15 protein-coding genes are annotated in these 18015 nt (G+C 41.2%); 7 read left to right on the top strand and 8 right to left on the bottom strand.

Features of this window, described 5'->3' with window-relative positions; all coding sequences use genetic code 11:
• Positions 1–19: 19 nt before the first annotated feature.
• The 7 genes from aroB to D5018_RS12380 form a co-directional block, all read right to left on the bottom strand.
• A complete protein-coding gene (aroB, locus tag D5018_RS12410; protein WP_416351542.1) occupies positions 20–1123 on the bottom strand; it encodes a 3-dehydroquinate synthase in 1104 nt (367 codons plus the stop codon).
• A 406-nt stretch (positions 1124–1529) separates the two neighbouring features.
• Positions 1530–2045: a shikimate kinase AroK gene (gene aroK, locus D5018_RS12405; protein WP_121839319.1), complete on the bottom strand. Its 516-nt coding sequence runs from the start codon at positions 2043–2045 to the stop codon at positions 1530–1532.
• 238 nt (positions 2046–2283) lie between these two features.
• Complete coding sequence (locus D5018_RS12400; protein ID WP_121839347.1) at positions 2284–4341, bottom strand: type IV pilus secretin PilQ; 2058 nt, start codon at positions 4339–4341, stop codon at positions 2284–2286.
• Positions 4342–4363: 22 nt separating this feature from the next.
• Positions 4364–4888: a pilus assembly protein PilP gene (locus tag D5018_RS12395; RefSeq protein ID WP_121839318.1), complete on the bottom strand. Its 525-nt coding sequence runs from the start codon at positions 4886–4888 to the stop codon at positions 4364–4366.
• Positions 4888–5499, bottom strand: coding sequence for a type IV pilus inner membrane component PilO (locus tag D5018_RS12390; RefSeq protein WP_121839317.1), 612 nt, complete (start codon positions 5497–5499; stop codon positions 4888–4890). The genes D5018_RS12395 and D5018_RS12390 overlap by 1 nt, the downstream gene beginning before the upstream one ends.
• The gene (locus D5018_RS12385) at positions 5496–6077 is read right to left on the bottom strand and encodes a PilN domain-containing protein (protein WP_121839316.1); all 582 of its coding nucleotides are present in this window, start codon (positions 6075–6077) and stop codon (positions 5496–5498) included. Before D5018_RS12385 ends, D5018_RS12390 begins: the two co-directional genes overlap by 4 nt.
• Positions 6065–7144, bottom strand: coding sequence for a pilus assembly protein PilM (locus D5018_RS12380; RefSeq protein ID WP_121839315.1), 1080 nt, complete (start codon positions 7142–7144; stop codon positions 6065–6067). The genes D5018_RS12385 and D5018_RS12380 overlap by 13 nt, the downstream gene beginning before the upstream one ends.
• A 339-nt stretch (positions 7145–7483) precedes the next feature.
• On the opposite strand from D5018_RS12380, the gene D5018_RS12375 reads away from it, so the two are divergent.
• From D5018_RS12375 to D5018_RS12345, 7 genes are all read left to right on the top strand, one after another.
• Positions 7484–10045, top strand: a complete 2562-nt coding sequence (locus D5018_RS12375) for a penicillin-binding protein 1A (RefSeq protein ID WP_121839314.1) — start codon at positions 7484–7486, stop codon at positions 10043–10045.
• Between the two features lie 83 nt (positions 10046–10128).
• A complete protein-coding gene (locus D5018_RS12370) occupies positions 10129–11061 on the top strand; it encodes a calcium/sodium antiporter (RefSeq protein WP_121839313.1) in 933 nt (310 codons plus the stop codon).
• A 170-nt stretch (positions 11062–11231) separates the two neighbouring features.
• Positions 11232–11915 (top strand): tetratricopeptide repeat protein, encoded by a 684-nt coding sequence (locus D5018_RS12365; RefSeq protein ID WP_121839312.1) that lies wholly within the window; start codon positions 11232–11234, stop codon positions 11913–11915.
• Positions 11916–12007: 92 nt separating this feature from the next.
• Positions 12008–13090, top strand: coding sequence for a sensor histidine kinase (locus tag D5018_RS12360; RefSeq protein ID WP_121839311.1), 1083 nt, complete (start codon positions 12008–12010; stop codon positions 13088–13090).
• On the top strand, positions 13090–13686 hold the full coding sequence (locus D5018_RS12355; protein ID WP_121839346.1) for a response regulator transcription factor: 597 nt from the start codon (positions 13090–13092) through the stop codon (positions 13684–13686). Before D5018_RS12360 ends, D5018_RS12355 begins: the two co-directional genes overlap by 1 nt.
• A gap of 57 nt (positions 13687–13743) precedes the next feature.
• Positions 13744–15819, top strand: coding sequence for an ATP-dependent DNA helicase RecG (gene recG, locus D5018_RS12350; protein ID WP_121839310.1), 2076 nt, complete (start codon positions 13744–13746; stop codon positions 15817–15819).
• 421 nt (positions 15820–16240) lie between these two features.
• Entirely contained in the window at positions 16241–17122 is an 882-nt protein-coding gene (locus tag D5018_RS12345; RefSeq protein ID WP_121839309.1) for a DUF3014 domain-containing protein, read from the top strand.
• Between the two features lie 293 nt (positions 17123–17415).
• On the opposite strand, the gene D5018_RS12340 is transcribed toward D5018_RS12345, so the two are convergent.
• The gene (locus tag D5018_RS12340) at positions 17416–17871 is read right to left on the bottom strand and encodes a hypothetical protein (RefSeq protein ID WP_121839308.1); all 456 of its coding nucleotides are present in this window, start codon (positions 17869–17871) and stop codon (positions 17416–17418) included.
• Positions 17872–18015 lie beyond the last annotated feature (144 nt).

Below are 18015 nucleotides of genomic sequence, written 5' to 3'. Positions count from 1 at the left end.
AAAGCTAAGTTATAGCTAATTAAGCACTTAGCACTTGAGTTAATACTGATTCTGGTGCTTGTGACGTCACGATAGTGTTGCCGATCGCTTGAGGTAAGATCAATCTCAATTGACCCTCTTTGACCTTTTTATCTCTCTGCATTAATGCTAACATTTGTTCACTTTTCAGTTGCTCAGGCTTACAAGTCGGTAAATCAAAAGCAGCTATTAATTCAATCACTCGCTCAACAACTTCTTCAGAAATCCACCCCAAGTGTTGTGAGGTTTGAAACGCCATCACCATACCTGCTGCCACGGCTTCACCGTGTAACCATGTACCGTGACCTAATCCGGTTTCGATGGCGTGCCCAAAGGTGTGACCTAAGTTTAATAGCGCTCTACAGCCTTGTTCGGTTTCATCTTGTATCACAATTTCGGCTTTGATTTCACAGCATCGCTTAATCGCTTCTATTATGATTTGAGGATGTTTAGCTTTCAGTTCAACTTGGTATTGCTCTATCCATTCAAAAAATTCAATATCCCACAGCAATCCATATTTAATGACTTCAGCCATACCTGCAGCAAATTCTCTGTCAGGTAACGTCGCGAGACAATCACTATCAATCAAGACTAATTTAGGCTGATGAAAGCTACCTATCATGTTTTTACCTAGCGCATGGTTCACACCGGTTTTCCCACCCACTGATGAATCAACTTGTGCCAGTAACGTGGTTGGGATCTGAATAAAGTCCACTCCGCGCTGATAGCAAGCAGCAGCAAACCCAGTCATATCTCCTATTACTCCACCGCCAAGAGCAACAAGAATACAATCACGACCAAATTGCTTTTCAATTAAAGCATCAAAAATACGATTTAGGTGCTCTAAATCTTTGTATTGCTCACCATCCGGCAAGATAACAACCTCAACTGCGTTAACATTAAATTGCAAACACCAGTGTTTTGCCTGCTCAAGATATAAAGGAGCAACAGTGTCATTACTGACAATCAATAGCTTTTTATTTGTTAAAAACTCAGTGGGGTCGATAGGAAGCTTATGTGAGGAACAAGCATTAACAAACAACTGTTGACCAATTATAATTGGATAACTGCGATTTTCGAGTTGAACATTAATACATTCCATGATGAGCCCTAAGTTATAGTTGAGTCCTGCCAAGGGGGCGTTCCCAATTAGATTTTTGATTTGCTGCTGTTAATTTTTTGGTTAAACAAGGCGGAAAATGTGCGGTGTAGTTACTCTACATAAACATTTTACAACGCAGTTTAAACACAAAATAAACGCAGCCCTACGGGGTACGACTAAAATTCGCAAACACTTCGTTACTCATCTTTCGTTTAGTTCACTAAACTTCATTCTTCGTGCCTTGATTTTGCGAATTTTAGGCTGTAACAAATCAAAAAGTCTTTAATTGAGAACGACCCCTAACACAATTATGCATTATAACCTGAATGATTAACGAAGAAAGAGTGGGAATGACGCGCAGCCGAGATCACAACATAAAAGCTATCTGGCTGCACGGAACAAAAGGAAATTAAAAACCTAATTTTTCAATAATCTGGTTTGCAACTACTTTTGCACTCTGGTCGTCAGTTTTCACCACCACATCCGCAATCTCTTCATAAAGAGGATTACGAGTTTCAGCGAGTGTTTCCAATACTTCACGTGGGTCATCTACTTGCAATAGAGGACGTCGCTTGTCACGTTGAGTACGAGCCACTTGCTTATCTATGGTGGTTTCAAGATACACCACAAAACCACGAGCAGAAAGGTAGTTACGGATATCTTTACTTTCGATTGAACCACCCCCAGTGGCCAATACGATACCTTGCTTTTCAGAAAGATCTGAAATGACTTTAGTTTCACGAAGACGGAAGCCTTCCTCGCCTTCAACATCAAATACCCATGCTATATCCGCACCTGTACGGTGTTCAATCTCTTGGTCGGAGTCATGGAATTCTAAATGTAGCATCTGCGCCAAATGGCGACCGATAGTACTTTTACCTGCGCCCATTGGGCCAATAAGAAAAATATTACGTTTTTCAGCCATTGTATATACGTCTGAATCTTATGAAATGTTTGCCAATACCGATGGACGTGCCAATCGACCTATATTTACCTTGCTCTAAAGAGACTTGACTGCGGATTATCTCAGTTTAGCTCTATCTTTGGCAAGTATTGCGCACGATTATTGAGTGATTATATGAGCTTGATTATTATTTTATCAAAATAAAAAAGCCTAACTAGAGCATAGCACACTCAGCTTAGGCTTATGTATTAAAACAAATTTATAACTGATCCGTTACGATTTTGGTTGTCACAAAAATCAGTAATTCACGTCGTTCATTTTTTTCTTGGGTATTTCTAAATAAGTAACCAAGATAGGGAATATCGCCCAAAATTGGCACTTTGCTCACATTATTGATGAGATTTCGTTGATAGATCCCACCTAACACAATTGTTTCACCATTTTTCACTAGCGCTTGAGTACCTATACGTTGGGTATCAATGGAAACAGCATCCCCTACCGCCGTGGGTACGGTCTCACCACGGGAATCTTGAGTAATTTTCAGATCTAATATTACTCTATTATCTGGAGTGATTTGTGGTACTACCTCGAGTAATAGTACCGCAGGTTTGAATGTTACAGAGGTGGCACCACTAGATGTTGATTGTACGAATGGAATTTCAATACCTTGAGAAATATAACCTTTTTGCTGGTTAGATACCGTCAATCGCGGGCTAGCCACAATTTCAGCTTTATCTTCTTGCTCTAACGCACTCAGCTCAAGATCCAGTAACGTACCATCAGCCAATTTAGCGACGTGAAATGCAATGCCTGCGGCATTGTCGTTACGAGCTGGTAAGTTTACATTCAAGCGATCTGACAATGAAGGAATTCGTCCATTAGCGATTTCATTAGCTCCTTCTAAAGAACCAGAAGTGCCATCACGGCCTTGTTGATCACTAAAGCCCCAACGTACGCCGAGATCTTCAGCTACGTTATCTCGAACTGTCACAACTCGAGCTTCGATTTCAACTTGGCGAATCGGGATATCAATGATTTTTACCAAACGATGCACACTCTCAATGGTATCTGCAGTATCTTTAACCAATAAGGTATTAGTGCGTTCATCTACTGCCACTGAACCACGCTTAGTCAACAAACTGGAGTCTTCATTTTTTAACAGACTAGCAATGTTGCTCGCTTTAGCGTAATTGATCTGGATATATTCTGAAAACAGTGGAGCCAACTCTTCTACTTCTTGTTTGTTTTTCAGCTGTTGTGACTCACGAATCGCAAGCTCTTCAGCTGGAGCCACCATCAAGATATTTCCTTCAATACGCTTACCCAAACCCTTAGTTTGTAGAATTAGATCTAAGGCTTGATCCCAAGGTACTTGATCTAATCTAAGCGTGATATCGCCTTCAACAGTATCTGAAACGATCAAATTAAATTGATTCATATCAGCAATGATTTGCAACGCAGTTCGTACTGAAATGTTCTGGAAGTTTAAAGAAAATGCCTTTCCCTTATAGTTTTTTTGTTTTTTTACAGCCGCTTCTCGTACCACTTTATCTACATTCAACCTTAAAGTATTACCTTCTTGGTTATAGTGATATTCATACTCACCTTCAACATCAACCATAATGCGAGATATCAGGCCATCACGAAACGTTTCAAAGCTTTTTACAGGGGTATCAAAGTCATTCACATCTACGATATAGAGGAGATCATCGTTAATTTCAGTATTAAAAAATTTCACCTCAAGCTTGGCACCGACTTGCTCAATATCTACGGCAATAGAACGATTATTGAGTTCGACAATCAACTCGCTACCACCGGACTGAGAACGCTTAAAATCAATATTATTAATGTCATTCACAAACGCTTGCACCGCTTTTGGGTTTTGATCGTTTTGCTGCACGGCATCATTGACCGTCAGACGATAGCGGTTACCAATCACTCGCCCTTGGTAAGGTAGTACCTGCTCCATCGATAGAGTTAAATGTAAACTGGAGCCTTGTTGCTCTACCTGTAAACCATCAACACCTACTTTATCAATCAGAATGGAGCTTTTCCCTAAATCGGAAACACTGTCGGCGAAATGCAATTCTAATTTAGCAGGATTAACACTCATATCAGATGTGGGGACCGCAATATCATTTTCGAATAAAAATTCGATTTCTAACTGATGATCCACCACTGCATGATATTGAACATCCAGCAAGCGATTAGCACTCATGGCTTGAGGGATCATAGCCAATAAGGCAAATAACCCGACCCAGATATTCAACCTGAGATTTTTCAGGTTTTGGATACGGTTAATGATTGAGAAATCCATGATTAATTTGTCCTTTACTTCACTATTCACTGGTTAATTCCATGGTGCTTATCCGTTCGGTCCAACAACCTGAACCATCGGGAATTAACTCAATAATATCAATTCTCTTACCTAATATTCTTACGATTTGCCCATGATATAAGCCTAAGTATTGGCCTGTTCCTGAACGGTAAATGCTACCATCACTGGTTTCAATTAACGCCCAAATACGGTTATCTTGTGTAATCGAACCTCGCATTTTTAAATTATCCAATGCATAGGTTTCTAATCGACTTTTTCGTCTGGATAAATCAGGCTGAAGGCAGTTTTTGCTCGAGTCAATCACTTCCTCCGTTAATTCGCGAGATGGAGGTGAGAAGGGGCTACGAAGCAACTCTGCCTGATACGCAAAATGCTCAAATTTAGGTGGCTGTTTTATCGCAGGAATATGAGCCACATGTTGAGCTTTTGTGGTGGTGACAAATAATTCTAAATCAGCTCTATCTTTTGAACAGCCAGACAATGCCAATAGCACGAAGCATAGAAAGCATAGAGTTAATCGATTCATTATCTCCCTCCCTGCTTTTTATTGGATGCTTCGGAAGCGGTATTTTTGAAACGATAAGTTTTCGCTAAAATCTCCATTTCAAGTTGACCGTCCGAACTTCGCTTAATCACAAAATCATGCAAACTCACAATTCGAGGCAGTTTAGCCACACTACTGACCATGGTTCCTAGTTCGTGGTAATCACCTTTAACCGACAATTTAATAGGAAACTCTAAATAGAAATCTTTAGGGATTTCTTGCTCCCAGTTAATCCGATTGATTTTTAATCCTGCATCCGTTGCGACAAAGGTCAAATCATCTAATAATCCAGGCATTTCATTTTGTGACGGCAGCATTTTCAGTAGCTCTGAAAATTGATCTTCCAATTGCGTCAATTGTTCACGATACAATTTTAAATTAGAGGCCATTTGATATTTTTGTTTAAATGACTGCCGTAACTCCTGCTCTTTGTCTTGCATTCGGCTTAACGATTTAATTTCATCGGATACAACAAAATAGTAACTGAATACTAAAACAATAATCGCTAATAAAGCACCAAAGACGATTTTTACCTCTTTGGGCCAAATCCCCATATTTTCAAATTCGAGGTCATTGAATTGATCTAGGTTCATCCCTTTCCTCCTAAATCAAGTTGATCACCCTTATCTGGCTCAGGGGCAATAATGACTCTCATATTAAAATACTGAAACTGTCTTGTTTCTACATCTTGAGTCGTAATTTCTTTGGTATTGGCGTCGTGAAGCCACTTTGAAATTTCAACCTTTCGCATCATATTTGATACATGGTTATTGGATTCACTCTTACCTTCAACCCACAACAAATCCCCTTTTTTTTCTATTGTAGATAAATAAATCCCTGCAGGAGTGATACGAACGACTTCATCTAATACATGTGTAGGTAGGTTTCTGGCTTGCTGTAGGTTCAAAATAATATCGGTGCGTCGCTCGATATCGCTTTTTCGAAGGTTAATGCCCTGTATTTCTTTAATTTGACTCTCAAGTAGTTGAATTTCAGATTGAAGATAAGCGTTACGCTGCTGTTGCTCAGACTTCAAATAATCAATATACATTAATCCGATATACACCACTGCACATGCTGCAATGAACACTAAGCCCAGCACGCCCATATAATCGCGTTTTTTCTTTTCTCTGGCTTCTTCGCGCCAAGGGAGCAGGTTTATGTTCGCCATGGGGTATAACTCCTCAAGGCTAGACCACAAGCCACCATATACTTGCTAATGTGTTTTTTTAGTACCAGTTCATCCTTTTCATTTGCAGTAACATTACCTTCAAGGGGGTTTGCTATCACGGCATGAATGCCCAATTCATTGGTGATTAAATTCACCATTCCTTCTAATTTAGCTGTACCACCCGACAACACAATATAGTCGACATTATCGATGTTAGTGTTTGCACAAAACACTTGAATGGATTTTTTGATCTGCTGTAAAAGCTGGGCTTGAAAGGGGGAAAGCACTTCATACATATAGTCCCGAGGTAACTCACCCGTAACTTTTGCCTTTTCCGCCTCGTCATACTCCATACCATAAAACGATTGAATTGAGTGAGTAAATTGATCACCACCAAAAGCTTGTTCTCGAGTGAAGATTGTCTCCCCTTCCTTGGCAACGGCAAACGTCATAATATTTGCCCCCATATCCACCATCATCACGGCTTTATCAAAAGCATCGTCTGGTAATTGCCCTAAAATTAATTCATGTGCTCGCCCCAGAGCATAGCCTTCAACATCAATTACTTTAGCTTCTAAATCTACACTGTTGAGGGCGTCAACTTTGGCATCAATATTTTCTGTACGGCAAGCACTCAGAAGTACATTGACTTTACTTATATCAGTTTCATTAGGCTGTAAGGTTTCGAAATCAATGCTGACTTCATCAAGGGGATAAGGGATCAGGCTATCAGCTTCAACTTCAATTTGAGCTTCCATTTCTTCTTCGCTCAAATTGGCATCCATAAAAATGACTTTGGTTAATACTGCTGAACCAGAAACAGACGCAGCAGCCACTTTTACTGTTTTAGGCAAACGACGTTTAATCAGTTCTAAAGCTTCGATAACGGCTGTAGCATCAAGAATATGATGGTCACTCACAGCCCCTTTTTTAACAGGAACTGCAATATGGCTATTAATTTTGTAACCATCCGTGGTTTTACTCAACAAAACAGCTTTGATTTCATGAGCGCCAATATCAATGCCGACCATTTGTGGAGTCAAACGCTTCCATAAGTTTGAAAACATATATCGTTATCACTTCACCATAAAAGTTAAAATATTTAAGCGCATTCGACTGAGAACCTATAAGATTAGTATAGTTATTATGCACTGCCTAATATTTTTCTCAATACTTTTATTTATAATACAAATAAAATCAACAAAAAATTAACGCCACTTGAAGATAGTCCCAAATGCTATTTTTCAATGCTAATCTTCACAAAGCCTGTTTGATTATTGACCATTAAAATCACAAGATTTTGACGCATTTCTGAAGATTTGACACATTCATGCCATCCACATTGGCTCTTTTTCCGTTTATACTGTTCTCATTAAAAGACATAACGATAAGTTGAGACACGCTACGTGAAATGGATAAAACGATTAGGGATACTGTTTATCAGTTCTATCATTCTTGCGATTGCAGGTATTGGTGGGGCGTATTGGTATGTTTCACCTGAGCTTCCAGATGTAGCAACGTTAAAAACCGTTCAACTCCAAACACCGCTGCGAATTTATAGTAAAGATGGCAAATTGATTTCTCAATTTGGCGAAAAGCGCCGTATTCCACTAAAGCTAGAAGACATCCCTAAACCCATGATTGATGCCTTTTTGGCCACGGAAGATGCACGCTTTTATGATCATGGTGGTATCGATCCTATTGGTGTCGTTCGCGCAGCATTTGTTATGCTCTCAACAGGTCAAAAGAAGCAAGGTGCTTCCACCATCACTATGCAAGTGGCAAGGAACTTTTTTTTAACCCGCGATAAGACCATTATTCGTAAGGTTAAAGAAATTTTTATTTCATATCACATTGAGCAATTACTGACTAAAGATGAAATTTTAGAACTTTACCTCAATCGTATTTATCTTGGGCAACGCGCTTATGGTGTCGGAGCCGCTGCGCAAGTGTATTACGGAAAAGACGTTGGAGAACTTACATTACCTGAAATCGCTGTCATTGCAGGTCTACCTAAAGCACCATCGACGTTGAATCCAATCACTTCAGAGCGTCGCGCAATGGCTCGTCGCAATATTGTTTTGTTGAGGATGAGAGATGTAAACGCCATTACTCAAGCTCAATATGATGAAGCCATTCATGCTCCAAACACTGCATCCTATCATGGTGCTGAAATCGACTTATATGCCCCCTACATATCAGAGATGGCAAGAAACTATATGGTGGATAAATACGGTCGAGAGCAAGCCTATACTGGAGGGTATAAGGTTTACACCACGGTTTCCTCGAAACTGCAGTTAGAGGCCCAATCAGCATTAAGGAACAATGTCTTTGCCTATGATGAGCGCCATGGCTACCGCGGCCCAATCGCTACCTTATGGCAGCCAACAGCATTACCTTCTGAGATCCCATCCCATGACGCGCTTGTTTCAACCTTAAAAAAGACAGCTCCAGTCGTATCATTACATCCAGCCGTTGTGCTCCAAGTAGAAGAAAAACAAGCCACAGTGCTTGCTCTTGATGGAAACCCTATCACTCTTAACTGGGATGGACTCAAATGGGCAAGAAGTTATATATCAGACAGTAAACAAGGACCTGCGCCGAAAACAGCCTACGAAGTCTTGCATGCAGGACAACAGATTTGGATAAGGCAGCACAATGAGCAATGGCAGTTATCGCAAGTGCCTAAAGTATCGAGTGCAATGGTGAGTTTAAATCCTCATGACGGTGCCATCGAAGCATTAGTGGGTGGCTTTTCCTTTGGTAAAAGCCAATATAACCGAGTTACTCAGGCACAACGACAATTAGGTTCCAATATTAAGCCTTTCATTTATACAGCAGCGCTGGAAAAAGGCTATACCCTTGCCACGTTAATTAATAACGCCCCAATTAATGAACCGGATATTCGTCAAGGTATCGCATGGCGTCCAAAGAACTCGCCAGATGTGTATGGTGGTCCAACTCGAATACGAGTTGGCTTAGCAAAATCAATCAACGTCATGGCGGTAAGAGCATTGCGTATGGCAGGGCTTACGGCAACTCGAAACCGTCTTATGGATTTTGGCTTTACACCTGATGAGCTACCTAAAAACGAATCTATTGCACTAGGTTCGCCAGCTGTTACACCTATGCAAGTAGTCAGAGCTTTCAGTGTCTTTGCTAATGGCGGTTATTTAGTAGAGCCATATTTTATCAATGAAATAAAAGATTCAGACAATAATGTTGTTCAGCAAGCTCATCCAACATTAGCTTGTACCCCCGTTGAACAAAATGACAGTGATGATAAATGGGAAGCAACATTAGCTGCCCTTTCAGCCGAACAAGGCATTGAATACCAGCCTGAACAAAATGACAATGATCAGTGTAATCCCACGACTCCACACCGCTATGCTAAACAAGTGATCTCACAGCAAACTGCTTTTTTGATCCGACAAGCTCTGAATAGCACTATTTTCGGTGGTGGCAATTGGAGCAAAGGCAATGGTTGGAATGGTACCGCATGGCGCGCCGCCAGAACGGTAAAACGTCGTGATATTGCAGGTAAAACAGGAACAACCAATGAATCAAAAGATACTTGGTTTAGTGGCTTTAACCCCAAACTGGTTACCACAGTCTGGGTAGGGTTTGATGATCATTCTCGTGAACTTGGGCGCACAGCTTGGAACGCCAACGCCGGTCAAGGTCAAATTGCTGGTGCGGAATCAGGCGCTAAAACTGCAGGACCTGCATGGAATGCCTTTATGCGTGATGCGTTAAAAGGTACGCCTGAAGTGGCAGATACGCCACCTGAAGGCATCATTTCTGTGCGCATCGATCTTAAAACCGGTAAGTTGACCCACAAAACTGACTATACCACTCGGTTTGAGTATTTCATTAAGGGCACAGAACCCACTGAATATGTCAATGGCAACAATGATGATGAGAATATCTTCATCGACTCCAATAGTGGAGAGTCGCTATTCCAGTAACAACTTATTACTGACATATTGTGTCAATTACATCGAAAAATGCGTATCCTAGGCGCACTACAATCTATCGTTCACAACAACACATGCTGATTTTTCTTTCTATTGTTGGTGGGTTTCTTATTCTCACCATTGGTGCAGAAGCTCTGGTACGTGGTGCCAGTGCCATTGCGCTTCGCCTTGGCGTAACGCCTCTGATTATTGGTTTAACTATTGTTGCCTTTGGTACAAGTGCACCAGAGCTCGCCGTGAGTTTAAAATCAGCCTTAGCTGGCAGTTCAGGTATTGCCTTAGGAAACGTCATTGGCTCAAACATTGCCAACATTGGTTTAATTCTAGCCATTACCGCCATCATTAGACCAATAGAAGTGCAGTCTCAAATAGTAAAACGCGACATCCCATTGATGATAGCTGTCACGCTATTGTTTGGTGGTTTATTACTAGACGGTGAATTAGACATTGCTGATGGTACAGCACTCAGTTTGTTACTGGTTGCCTATTTGGTTTACGGGTACTACGACGCAAAAAAAACTGGCGAAGTTGAAGAGCTTCCTGAAGGCAACTATACCCCAATCATCTCTGCGATACTTATTGTTGTAGGTATCGGAATGTTGATCGGTGGTGGCATATTATTTGTTGATGGTGCCGTTGATTTAGCGCGTAAATTTGGTATTTCAGAGATCATTATTGGTTTAACGGTCGTCGCAATCGGCACCAGTATGCCAGAACTAGCCACTTCCGTTGTTGCGGCTTTGAAGGGCGAAAGTGATATTGCCATCGGTAGTGTCGTCGGCTCAAACCTGTTTAATATTCTTTCAGTATTAGGCATCACTGCCATTATTCACCCAATCTCAGCTGATGGATTAGAATTGGTTGATTTCAGCACCATGCTGGGGCTGTCACTGTTAATGCTGCCTTTTGCTTATACAGGAAAAATCATCAGTCGCATGGAAGGGGTGGTGTTACTTATCATTTATCTTGCCTACACTTCATACCTTGTTAGTGAAGCCGTTACGTAAATGAATGGCTCACGGTGGCTTGCTCCAAGCAAATCACCAATGATGACATTTCATCTTGTTTTAATGATGACATTTGTCATCTTGTTTTGATGACCTTTGTGCCTGCCTTTTTCTACTCCCATCTTTAATAATTGTTTCCGTACTCGACATTAACCGTAAGGAAACAATTCATGAAAACTTTATTACTCGCTACTAGCGCACTTTTATCTTCATCAGCATTGGCACTCGATGCTGAAAATACAATCTCACAAATTGATATTGCGTCGAATAGTAAAAGCAGAGCGGAATTATCTGAGCTTGCCAAAAACTCAACGGGTTACGCCAAAGCGTATGCGAATTATCGTATAGCGATTTTAGCGAATATTTCAGGACAGCGTAATATCGCTAAATCAGCTCTAAAAACAGCAGCACAAACACTAGAGCAATTAAATGACAGTGAAAGTGATTCAGAAAACTACGCCTTACTTTCAGCAGTTTATGGAATGCAGATTGCCGTTGACCCAATGAAAGGAATGACATTAGGTCGTATATCAGCGCAAACGATTAAAACAGCAGAGTCACTGGATGCTACAAATCCAAGAGTTTACTTGGTGAAAGCCATTAGTGCCTATAATACGCCTGCCATGTTTGGCGGCAGTATGGAAAACACCATCAAATACGCCGATAAAGCCCTGAGCTTATACGACAATGACTGTACTAATATTTGTTGGGGTAAAGCCGAAGCATATACATGGCGTGGTCTGGCAAAGCAGCAAGAAAATCTTCAAGACCAAGCCATTGCCGACTGGAAGCAAGCCGTCACGGTAAATCCTAACTACAGCTGGGCTAAGTTTCTGTTAAGCCAAAATCAATAGTGCATTTTTAAGTATCACGAGTATAGAAGAAAGTCACAAGAGACTTTCTTCTTTGGATCATGTTATAACAGTTCGAACACATGGAGAAAGGCATGAAAAACAACAACAAATCCAAGACTAAAGATAAACTTGCATGGTTATACCTTTGTAATCTAGTTTTCTATTTTATTCCTATGTTTGTTGATGCCAGAGAGCTATCAGACGATCTCATTAGCCTTGCTATCATACCTGTCTATGTCCTTGTGTATTTCCAAGCTTACCGTTGTCCAACTAAGCAAGTACATTACCCAATACTAGGTCTGCTTACGCTAGCCATTATCGCCACTCCCTTTAACTCTGGCTCAATGGCATTATTCTCTTTTGTGGGCTTTTTCTGTGGCTTTCATTATTCCCTAAAACGCTTAGCCATCATCATCCCAATCATTGTGTTACTGCTATTTGGATTAAACATTTGGCTATTCCCAAATTACTACTTTTTTGGCTACGCATCAGCCATCTATTTAGCATTGAGCTTAATTGGCTATGCATCCAGTCAAAAGGGGCTCGCGAATAGACAAAAACAGCAATCAGCTGAAGAAATCAAAACCCTTGCTACCATCGTTGAGCGTGAACGTATCGCCAGAGACTTACACGATTTAATTGGCCATAGTCTGTCATCCATTTCACTTAAAGCCGAATTAGCAGAGACGCTTATTCAGCAAAACCGACTTGAAGAAGCACAACAGCATCTGAGTGAATTGGCTGAGATCTCTAGAAATGGACTAAGCGAGATACGAGAAACCGTTTCGGATTACAAATGCAAAGGGTTAGCCAATACCGTCACAGATTTATGTAAACGACTACGAGAAAAATCATTAGTGGTGTCTCTAACGAGTGATATTCCAAGTCAACTTTCTGCTCGTGTGGAAAGCCAGTTAAGCCTCATGTTAACGGAACTTGGTAATAATATTTTGCGCCATAGTCAGGCTGATGAATGTGAAATTAACTTTGAGCAAACACAAACTTCACTCAAAGTCACAGTTATGGATAATGGACATTGTGAGTCTATTTCAGAAGGCAATGGCATAACGGGAATACGTGAGCGAATTAAAGCCCTCAATGGTGAGTTTGACTATCAAACCTCACCAAACTGCATTTTTACAATCAAGCTAGATATACACAAGGAACAACAATGATCCGAATTTTGCTTGCTGAAGATCAATCTATGGTACGGGGAGCTCTTGCCGCCCTTCTCTCCATTAAAGGCAATTACGAGATCACCGAAGCCAAAGATGGTGATGAAGCACTAACATTACTCAAAACCCAAGAGTTTGATTTATTGCTCACCGATATCGAAATGCCCGGTCGAACAGGGCTCGAATTAGCCACTTGGCTCAAAGATCAACAGAGTAAAATCAAAGTCATCATCCTCACAACTTTTGGTCGCAGCGGTTACATCAAGCGCGCTTTAGAAGCAGGTGTGGGTGGCTTTTTATTGAAAGATGCACCAACAGATGAATTGCAACATGCCATTGAACAAATTATGAATGGCAGACGCATTATCGATCCAGAACTGGCCATGATGGCCATCGGTGAACAAGATCTCCTTAACGATAAAGAGCGCCGAGCGTTACGTTTAGCTGCAGACGGAAAATCCACAGCCGAGATTGCCAGTAGCCTATTTATCGCAGAAGGCACAGCTAGAAATTATTTATCCGAAGCGATTAACAAACTCAACGCCAGTAATCGTATTGATGCGGCTCGAATTGCCAAGCAGAAAGGTTGGTTGTAATAAATAACTACTTTGATAGTATATGTATAAATTCACAGTACTTTAGGTCGCTACCACTTGCTGCAATTGGAACAAGTGCCTGTCACCGAATTAAAAGGTGTGGCAAAGAAAGTCGCAGAAAAACTCGAAAAACTGAGCATTCGCACGGTTCAAGATCTGCTGTTCCATCTTCCAATGCGTTATGAAGACCGCACTCACATATATCAAATTGCTGATTTGTTTCCCGGACAATACGGCACCATCGTTGGCGAAATCCAATCGACACAAATTATTCATGGTCGTAAACGCATGCTAACCTGCACACTGCGAGATTCAAGCGGTGTACTCACCCTGCGTTTTTTTAATTTCTCCGCAGCACAGCGCAACGGCATGCAAAATGGTCGCTTAATGAAAGCCTACGGTGAAATCAAAGCCGGAAAACACCATGCAGAGATCATTCATCCTGACTATAAAGTGATTGAGCCTGACCAACCGATCGAAATGGATGCCAGCTTAACCCCTATCTACCCAAGCACCGAAGGATTAAAGCAAGCCAGTTGGATCAAATTGACCGAGCAAGCTTTAACCATGTTGAGCCAAGGCGGATTAACCGAGCTGATCCCAGAAAGCTTGCGCCCCAATAACCTGCCACTCGCTGAAGCAGTTCGGGTTCTACATCGCCCAGATAATACGGTGTCACTAGAAGAATTAAAGTTAGGACAACACCCAGCACAGCAGCGATTGGTACAAGAGGAGTTACTCGCTCATAACCTGAGTATGCTCAAACTTCGTCAGCGCAGTAATCAAGATCCTGCTATTGCATTACCCGCCACAGGACAATTACTGAATCCATTTTTAAAAGAACTTCCCTTTAAACCGACTGATGCACAGCAACGAGTAGTAGCAGAGATCGGCAGCGATCTTGAACAAAAACATCCTATGATGCGCTTAGTTCAGGGGGATGTAGGTTCAGGAAAAACCTTAGTCGCCGCCTTGGCTGCATTACAAGCGATAGAAAATGGCTATCAAGTGGCATTAATGGCGCCTACAGAACTATTAGCAGAACAACACGCTGACAATTTTGCCGAATGGTTTGCACCTCTAGGCTTAAAAGTCGGTTGGCTCGCAGGTAAATTAAAAGGCAAAGCCAGAGAACAATCTTTAGCCGATATTGCTAGTGGTGATGCTCATATCATCATTGGTACTCATGCGATCTTCCAAGAGCAAGTGGAATACAAAAATCTAGCGTTAACCATCATTGATGAACAGCATCGCTTTGGCGTTCATCAACGATTAGGACTTCGTGAAAAAGGGATCAAACAAGGATTTTATCCTCATCAATTGATCATGACCGCAACTCCAATTCCCAGAACGTTGGCGATGACAGCCTATGCTGATCTAGATACTTCGATTATTGATGAGCTTCCACCAGGCCGAACTCCAGTTACAACGGTAGCCATTTCCGATCAACGTCGCCAAGAAGTGATCGAGCGTGTTCGTCATGCTTCAACCGTCAATAAACGTCAAACCTATTGGGTTTGCACCTTAATTGATGAATCAGAAGTACTTGAATGTCAAGCGGCTGAAGATACGGCTGAAGAGTTAAAGCAACTGTTACCAGAGCTCAAAATTGGTTTAGTTCACGGTCGATTAAAAAGCAAAGACAAACAAGCTATTATGGATCAATTTTCTAGCGGTGAATTGGATTTATTGGTGGCAACCACGGTAATTGAAGTTGGTGTTAACGTCCCTAATGCCAGTTTAATGATCATTGAAAATCCCGAGCGATTAGGTTTAGCACAATTACATCAGCTTCGTGGTCGAGTAGGCCGAGGGGCGATCGAAAGCCACTGCGTTATGTTATACAAATCTCCTCTTACTTTAACAGCTAAACAACGCCTTAGCGTATTAAGAGAGAGTAATGATGGCTTTGTGATTGCTCAAAAAGATCTCGAAATCAGAGGGCCGGGTGAAGTGCTCGGTACAAAGCAAACAGGGTTAGTTGAAATGAAAGTTGCTGATTTAATGCGTGATCAACACCTTGTGCCACAAGTGCAAAATTTAGCTGGACACATGGTAAAACAAGCTCCGAAAAATGTAGACGCCATCATTGCTCGCTGGCTTGGCAATAAAGACCAATATATTCAAGCGTGATACCTTAGGGCGTGTTGATCTTTCAGGATTAAATTTTGTGCTATTTGAGCACTTGTCTGTTCAAGGCATGAGCAGTGAGCTTAGCCATCTAAGTAAGCTGGTCACAACACAGTACAGGGAGTGCTCAAAAGCATCGAAGACAGCGTAAATTGGTCACTTCTGCTGCGTTATCGTTTGTTTATGTGGAGCAACCACACTTTACAAACTCCGCCTTGCATAAGATAACCAATTTATCGCTGCAAAAACAATCAAGAAAGATCAACACGCCCTAGAAATGTTTCATTAAAAGACATTGCATTATGTAACATTTTATTGAAACGCATTGACATGCTAAGCAATCTTGCGAAGATATAATCTCATTCGTAATAACTGATGCCTCACTGCAACGAATGACATAACAGAAGTACCAAAAGGAAAACTTATGCAAGCGAATCAAGACGATCGAGTTTCTCAAGCTCCACAGGCTAGAAGCAATAGTAGTTTAGTGTTTAGCGCCATTGGCTTAGTGGTCTTAATTAGTGCTTCTGTGTATTACTATCTAGGCGATGAACCTCAGCAACTTGAGCCTGAGCCAGAAGTGACTCAACCAGAAGTTAAAGCGCCTGAGCCACTTCCAGAAACTCCGCTGCCAACAGAGCCAATCCCTGAGCCACCAGCCCCAAAAGTGGAGCCAAAACCAGAACCTCAACCAGTGGTGAAAAAGCCAGAAGAGCCCAAACCTGAGCCATTGCCTAGCCTGCAGCAAAGCGATGACTTTTTGTATCAGCAAACTATGAATGCCTTCAAAGGCTTATCATTAGACAAGCAGCTGCTCCGTACTAACTTAGCCAGACAATTTGTGGTGTTTGTTGATAATTTGGCTTATGGCCAGCTAGCGCGCAAAGCAAGTCCATTAATTGCACCTCAGCAATCTTTTTCTGTTCTTGAAGTGAACAATAAGATTTATTTAGATCCTGACAGTTACCACAGATATGATTTTTACGCTGAACTGCTATCTACTATGAACTCAGAACAATTGCTCAAAACTTATCGCTATGTGTTACCACTGCTGAATGATGCCTTTGCAGAACTTGGTTATGAAAATGACACCTTCACTCAGCGTCTAAAACAAGCGATTAATGAGATGTTGAAAGCCCCCGTTATCGAACAACCGATTGAACTAACATCAATCAGCGTCAATTACAAATTCAAAAATAAGCGTCTTGAACAGCTGCCTAATGCGCAAAAACTAATGATCCGTATGGGACCTGAAAATAGCCGTAAGGTAAAAGCTGCATTGCAAAAAATAGCCGCTAAGCTTTAAATTTTTAATCTTTGCCTATAAAAACGCCCCGACAATGTCGAGGCGTTTTTACTTTAATGAGGGTACATAACCTGAGCTCTGCATAAGTGAACCTCTACAGCACTGCTACTTATGCGTATTTCTGCGTTAAAACAGCCCGAAATTGAAACGCAGTAACGAAAGTTTTGTATGTCGGTACTGGCTATTACGAACTGTTCCGCCTTGAACTACACACAATTAGCAATACTGTAGATTGAATTTACATTTCAATAATAAAAACAAAACGATACAGATTTCTTTATACAGAGCTCAGGTTACATACCTTCTTCTAAACTCTGCTTCAGAGTGATTTCCATATTTTCTTGTTCTTCCTCACTATTAAAGTGAGGGCTTAAATCACCCGCTGGTTCAAAAGTGATCTCTCCGCCCTCATAAAGCACAGAGTAATTCAGGGTCGCATTGTTATTAGATTTGGCATCCGATAACCGCACCTCTAAATTATAGATATCGACTTCTTTCTTCAACTGCTTTGATAGATCTTTTATTTGACGAAGCTTATCTCTCAGTCTTTTTGCATGGTTTTCACGATTGGGTAAGTCTATCTCGCCTTCACTATTTATCGGCAATTTCCCAAGGTCATCGAAAAAGAACTCAAGCTGTAGGATAAAATGTTCCAGCGATTTCTCGCTTAGTTTGGTAACTTGGGCGAGTCGTTTGATTTGTGAGTCACTGATTTTATTGAAGGGCGTGAAAGGTCTATTGGTGAGCATGATGGATACCCTATAGCCATAGGTATCTACATGGTTTGTCCAAAAAACGAACTAGCCAACTCTCTAAATGCTTCAATCTCCTCAATGGTATAGTTAGAAAGAACTTCGTTGAGCTGTAAAAAGACCCATAAGCCAGCTAATAAT

It is taken from the genome of Parashewanella curva (genome assembly GCF_003675895.1).
In the GTDB taxonomy this organism is placed as follows: domain Bacteria; phylum Pseudomonadota; class Gammaproteobacteria; order Enterobacterales; family Shewanellaceae; genus Parashewanella; species Parashewanella curva.
Note: the sequence above shows the minus strand (reverse complement) of the source record. Positions and strands in the feature narration are given on the sequence as shown.

What these genes read in the sequence shown, in the direction of transcription:
- D5018_RS12370 (WP_121839313.1), top strand. Translation starts at nt 10,129, where the DNA reads ATGCTGATTTTTCTTTCTATTGTTGGTGGGTTTCTTATTCTCACCATT.
- D5018_RS12395 (WP_121839318.1), bottom strand. Translation starts at nt 4,888, where the DNA reads ATGAATCGATTAACTCTATGCTTTCTATGCTTCGTGCTATTGGCATTG.
- D5018_RS12380 (WP_121839315.1), bottom strand. Translation starts at nt 7,144, where the DNA reads ATGTTTTCAAACTTATGGAAGCGTTTGACTCCACAAATGGTCGGCATT.
- D5018_RS12385 (WP_121839316.1), bottom strand. Translation starts at nt 6,077, where the DNA reads ATGGCGAACATAAACCTGCTCCCTTGGCGCGAAGAAGCCAGAGAAAAG.
- aroK (WP_121839319.1), bottom strand. Translation starts at nt 2,045, where the DNA reads ATGGCTGAAAAACGTAATATTTTTCTTATTGGCCCAATGGGCGCAGGT.
- D5018_RS12345 (WP_121839309.1), top strand. Translation starts at nt 16,241, where the DNA reads ATGCAAGCGAATCAAGACGATCGAGTTTCTCAAGCTCCACAGGCTAGA.
- D5018_RS12390 (WP_121839317.1), bottom strand. Translation starts at nt 5,499, where the DNA reads ATGAACCTAGATCAATTCAATGACCTCGAATTTGAAAATATGGGGATT.
- D5018_RS12365 (WP_121839312.1), top strand. Translation starts at nt 11,232, where the DNA reads ATGAAAACTTTATTACTCGCTACTAGCGCACTTTTATCTTCATCAGCA.
- D5018_RS12340 (WP_121839308.1), bottom strand. Translation starts at nt 17,871, where the DNA reads ATGCTCACCAATAGACCTTTCACGCCCTTCAATAAAATCAGTGACTCA.
- D5018_RS12360 (WP_121839311.1), top strand. Translation starts at nt 12,008, where the DNA reads ATGAAAAACAACAACAAATCCAAGACTAAAGATAAACTTGCATGGTTA.
- D5018_RS12400 (WP_121839347.1), bottom strand. Translation starts at nt 4,341, where the DNA reads ATGGATTTCTCAATCATTAACCGTATCCAAAACCTGAAAAATCTCAGG.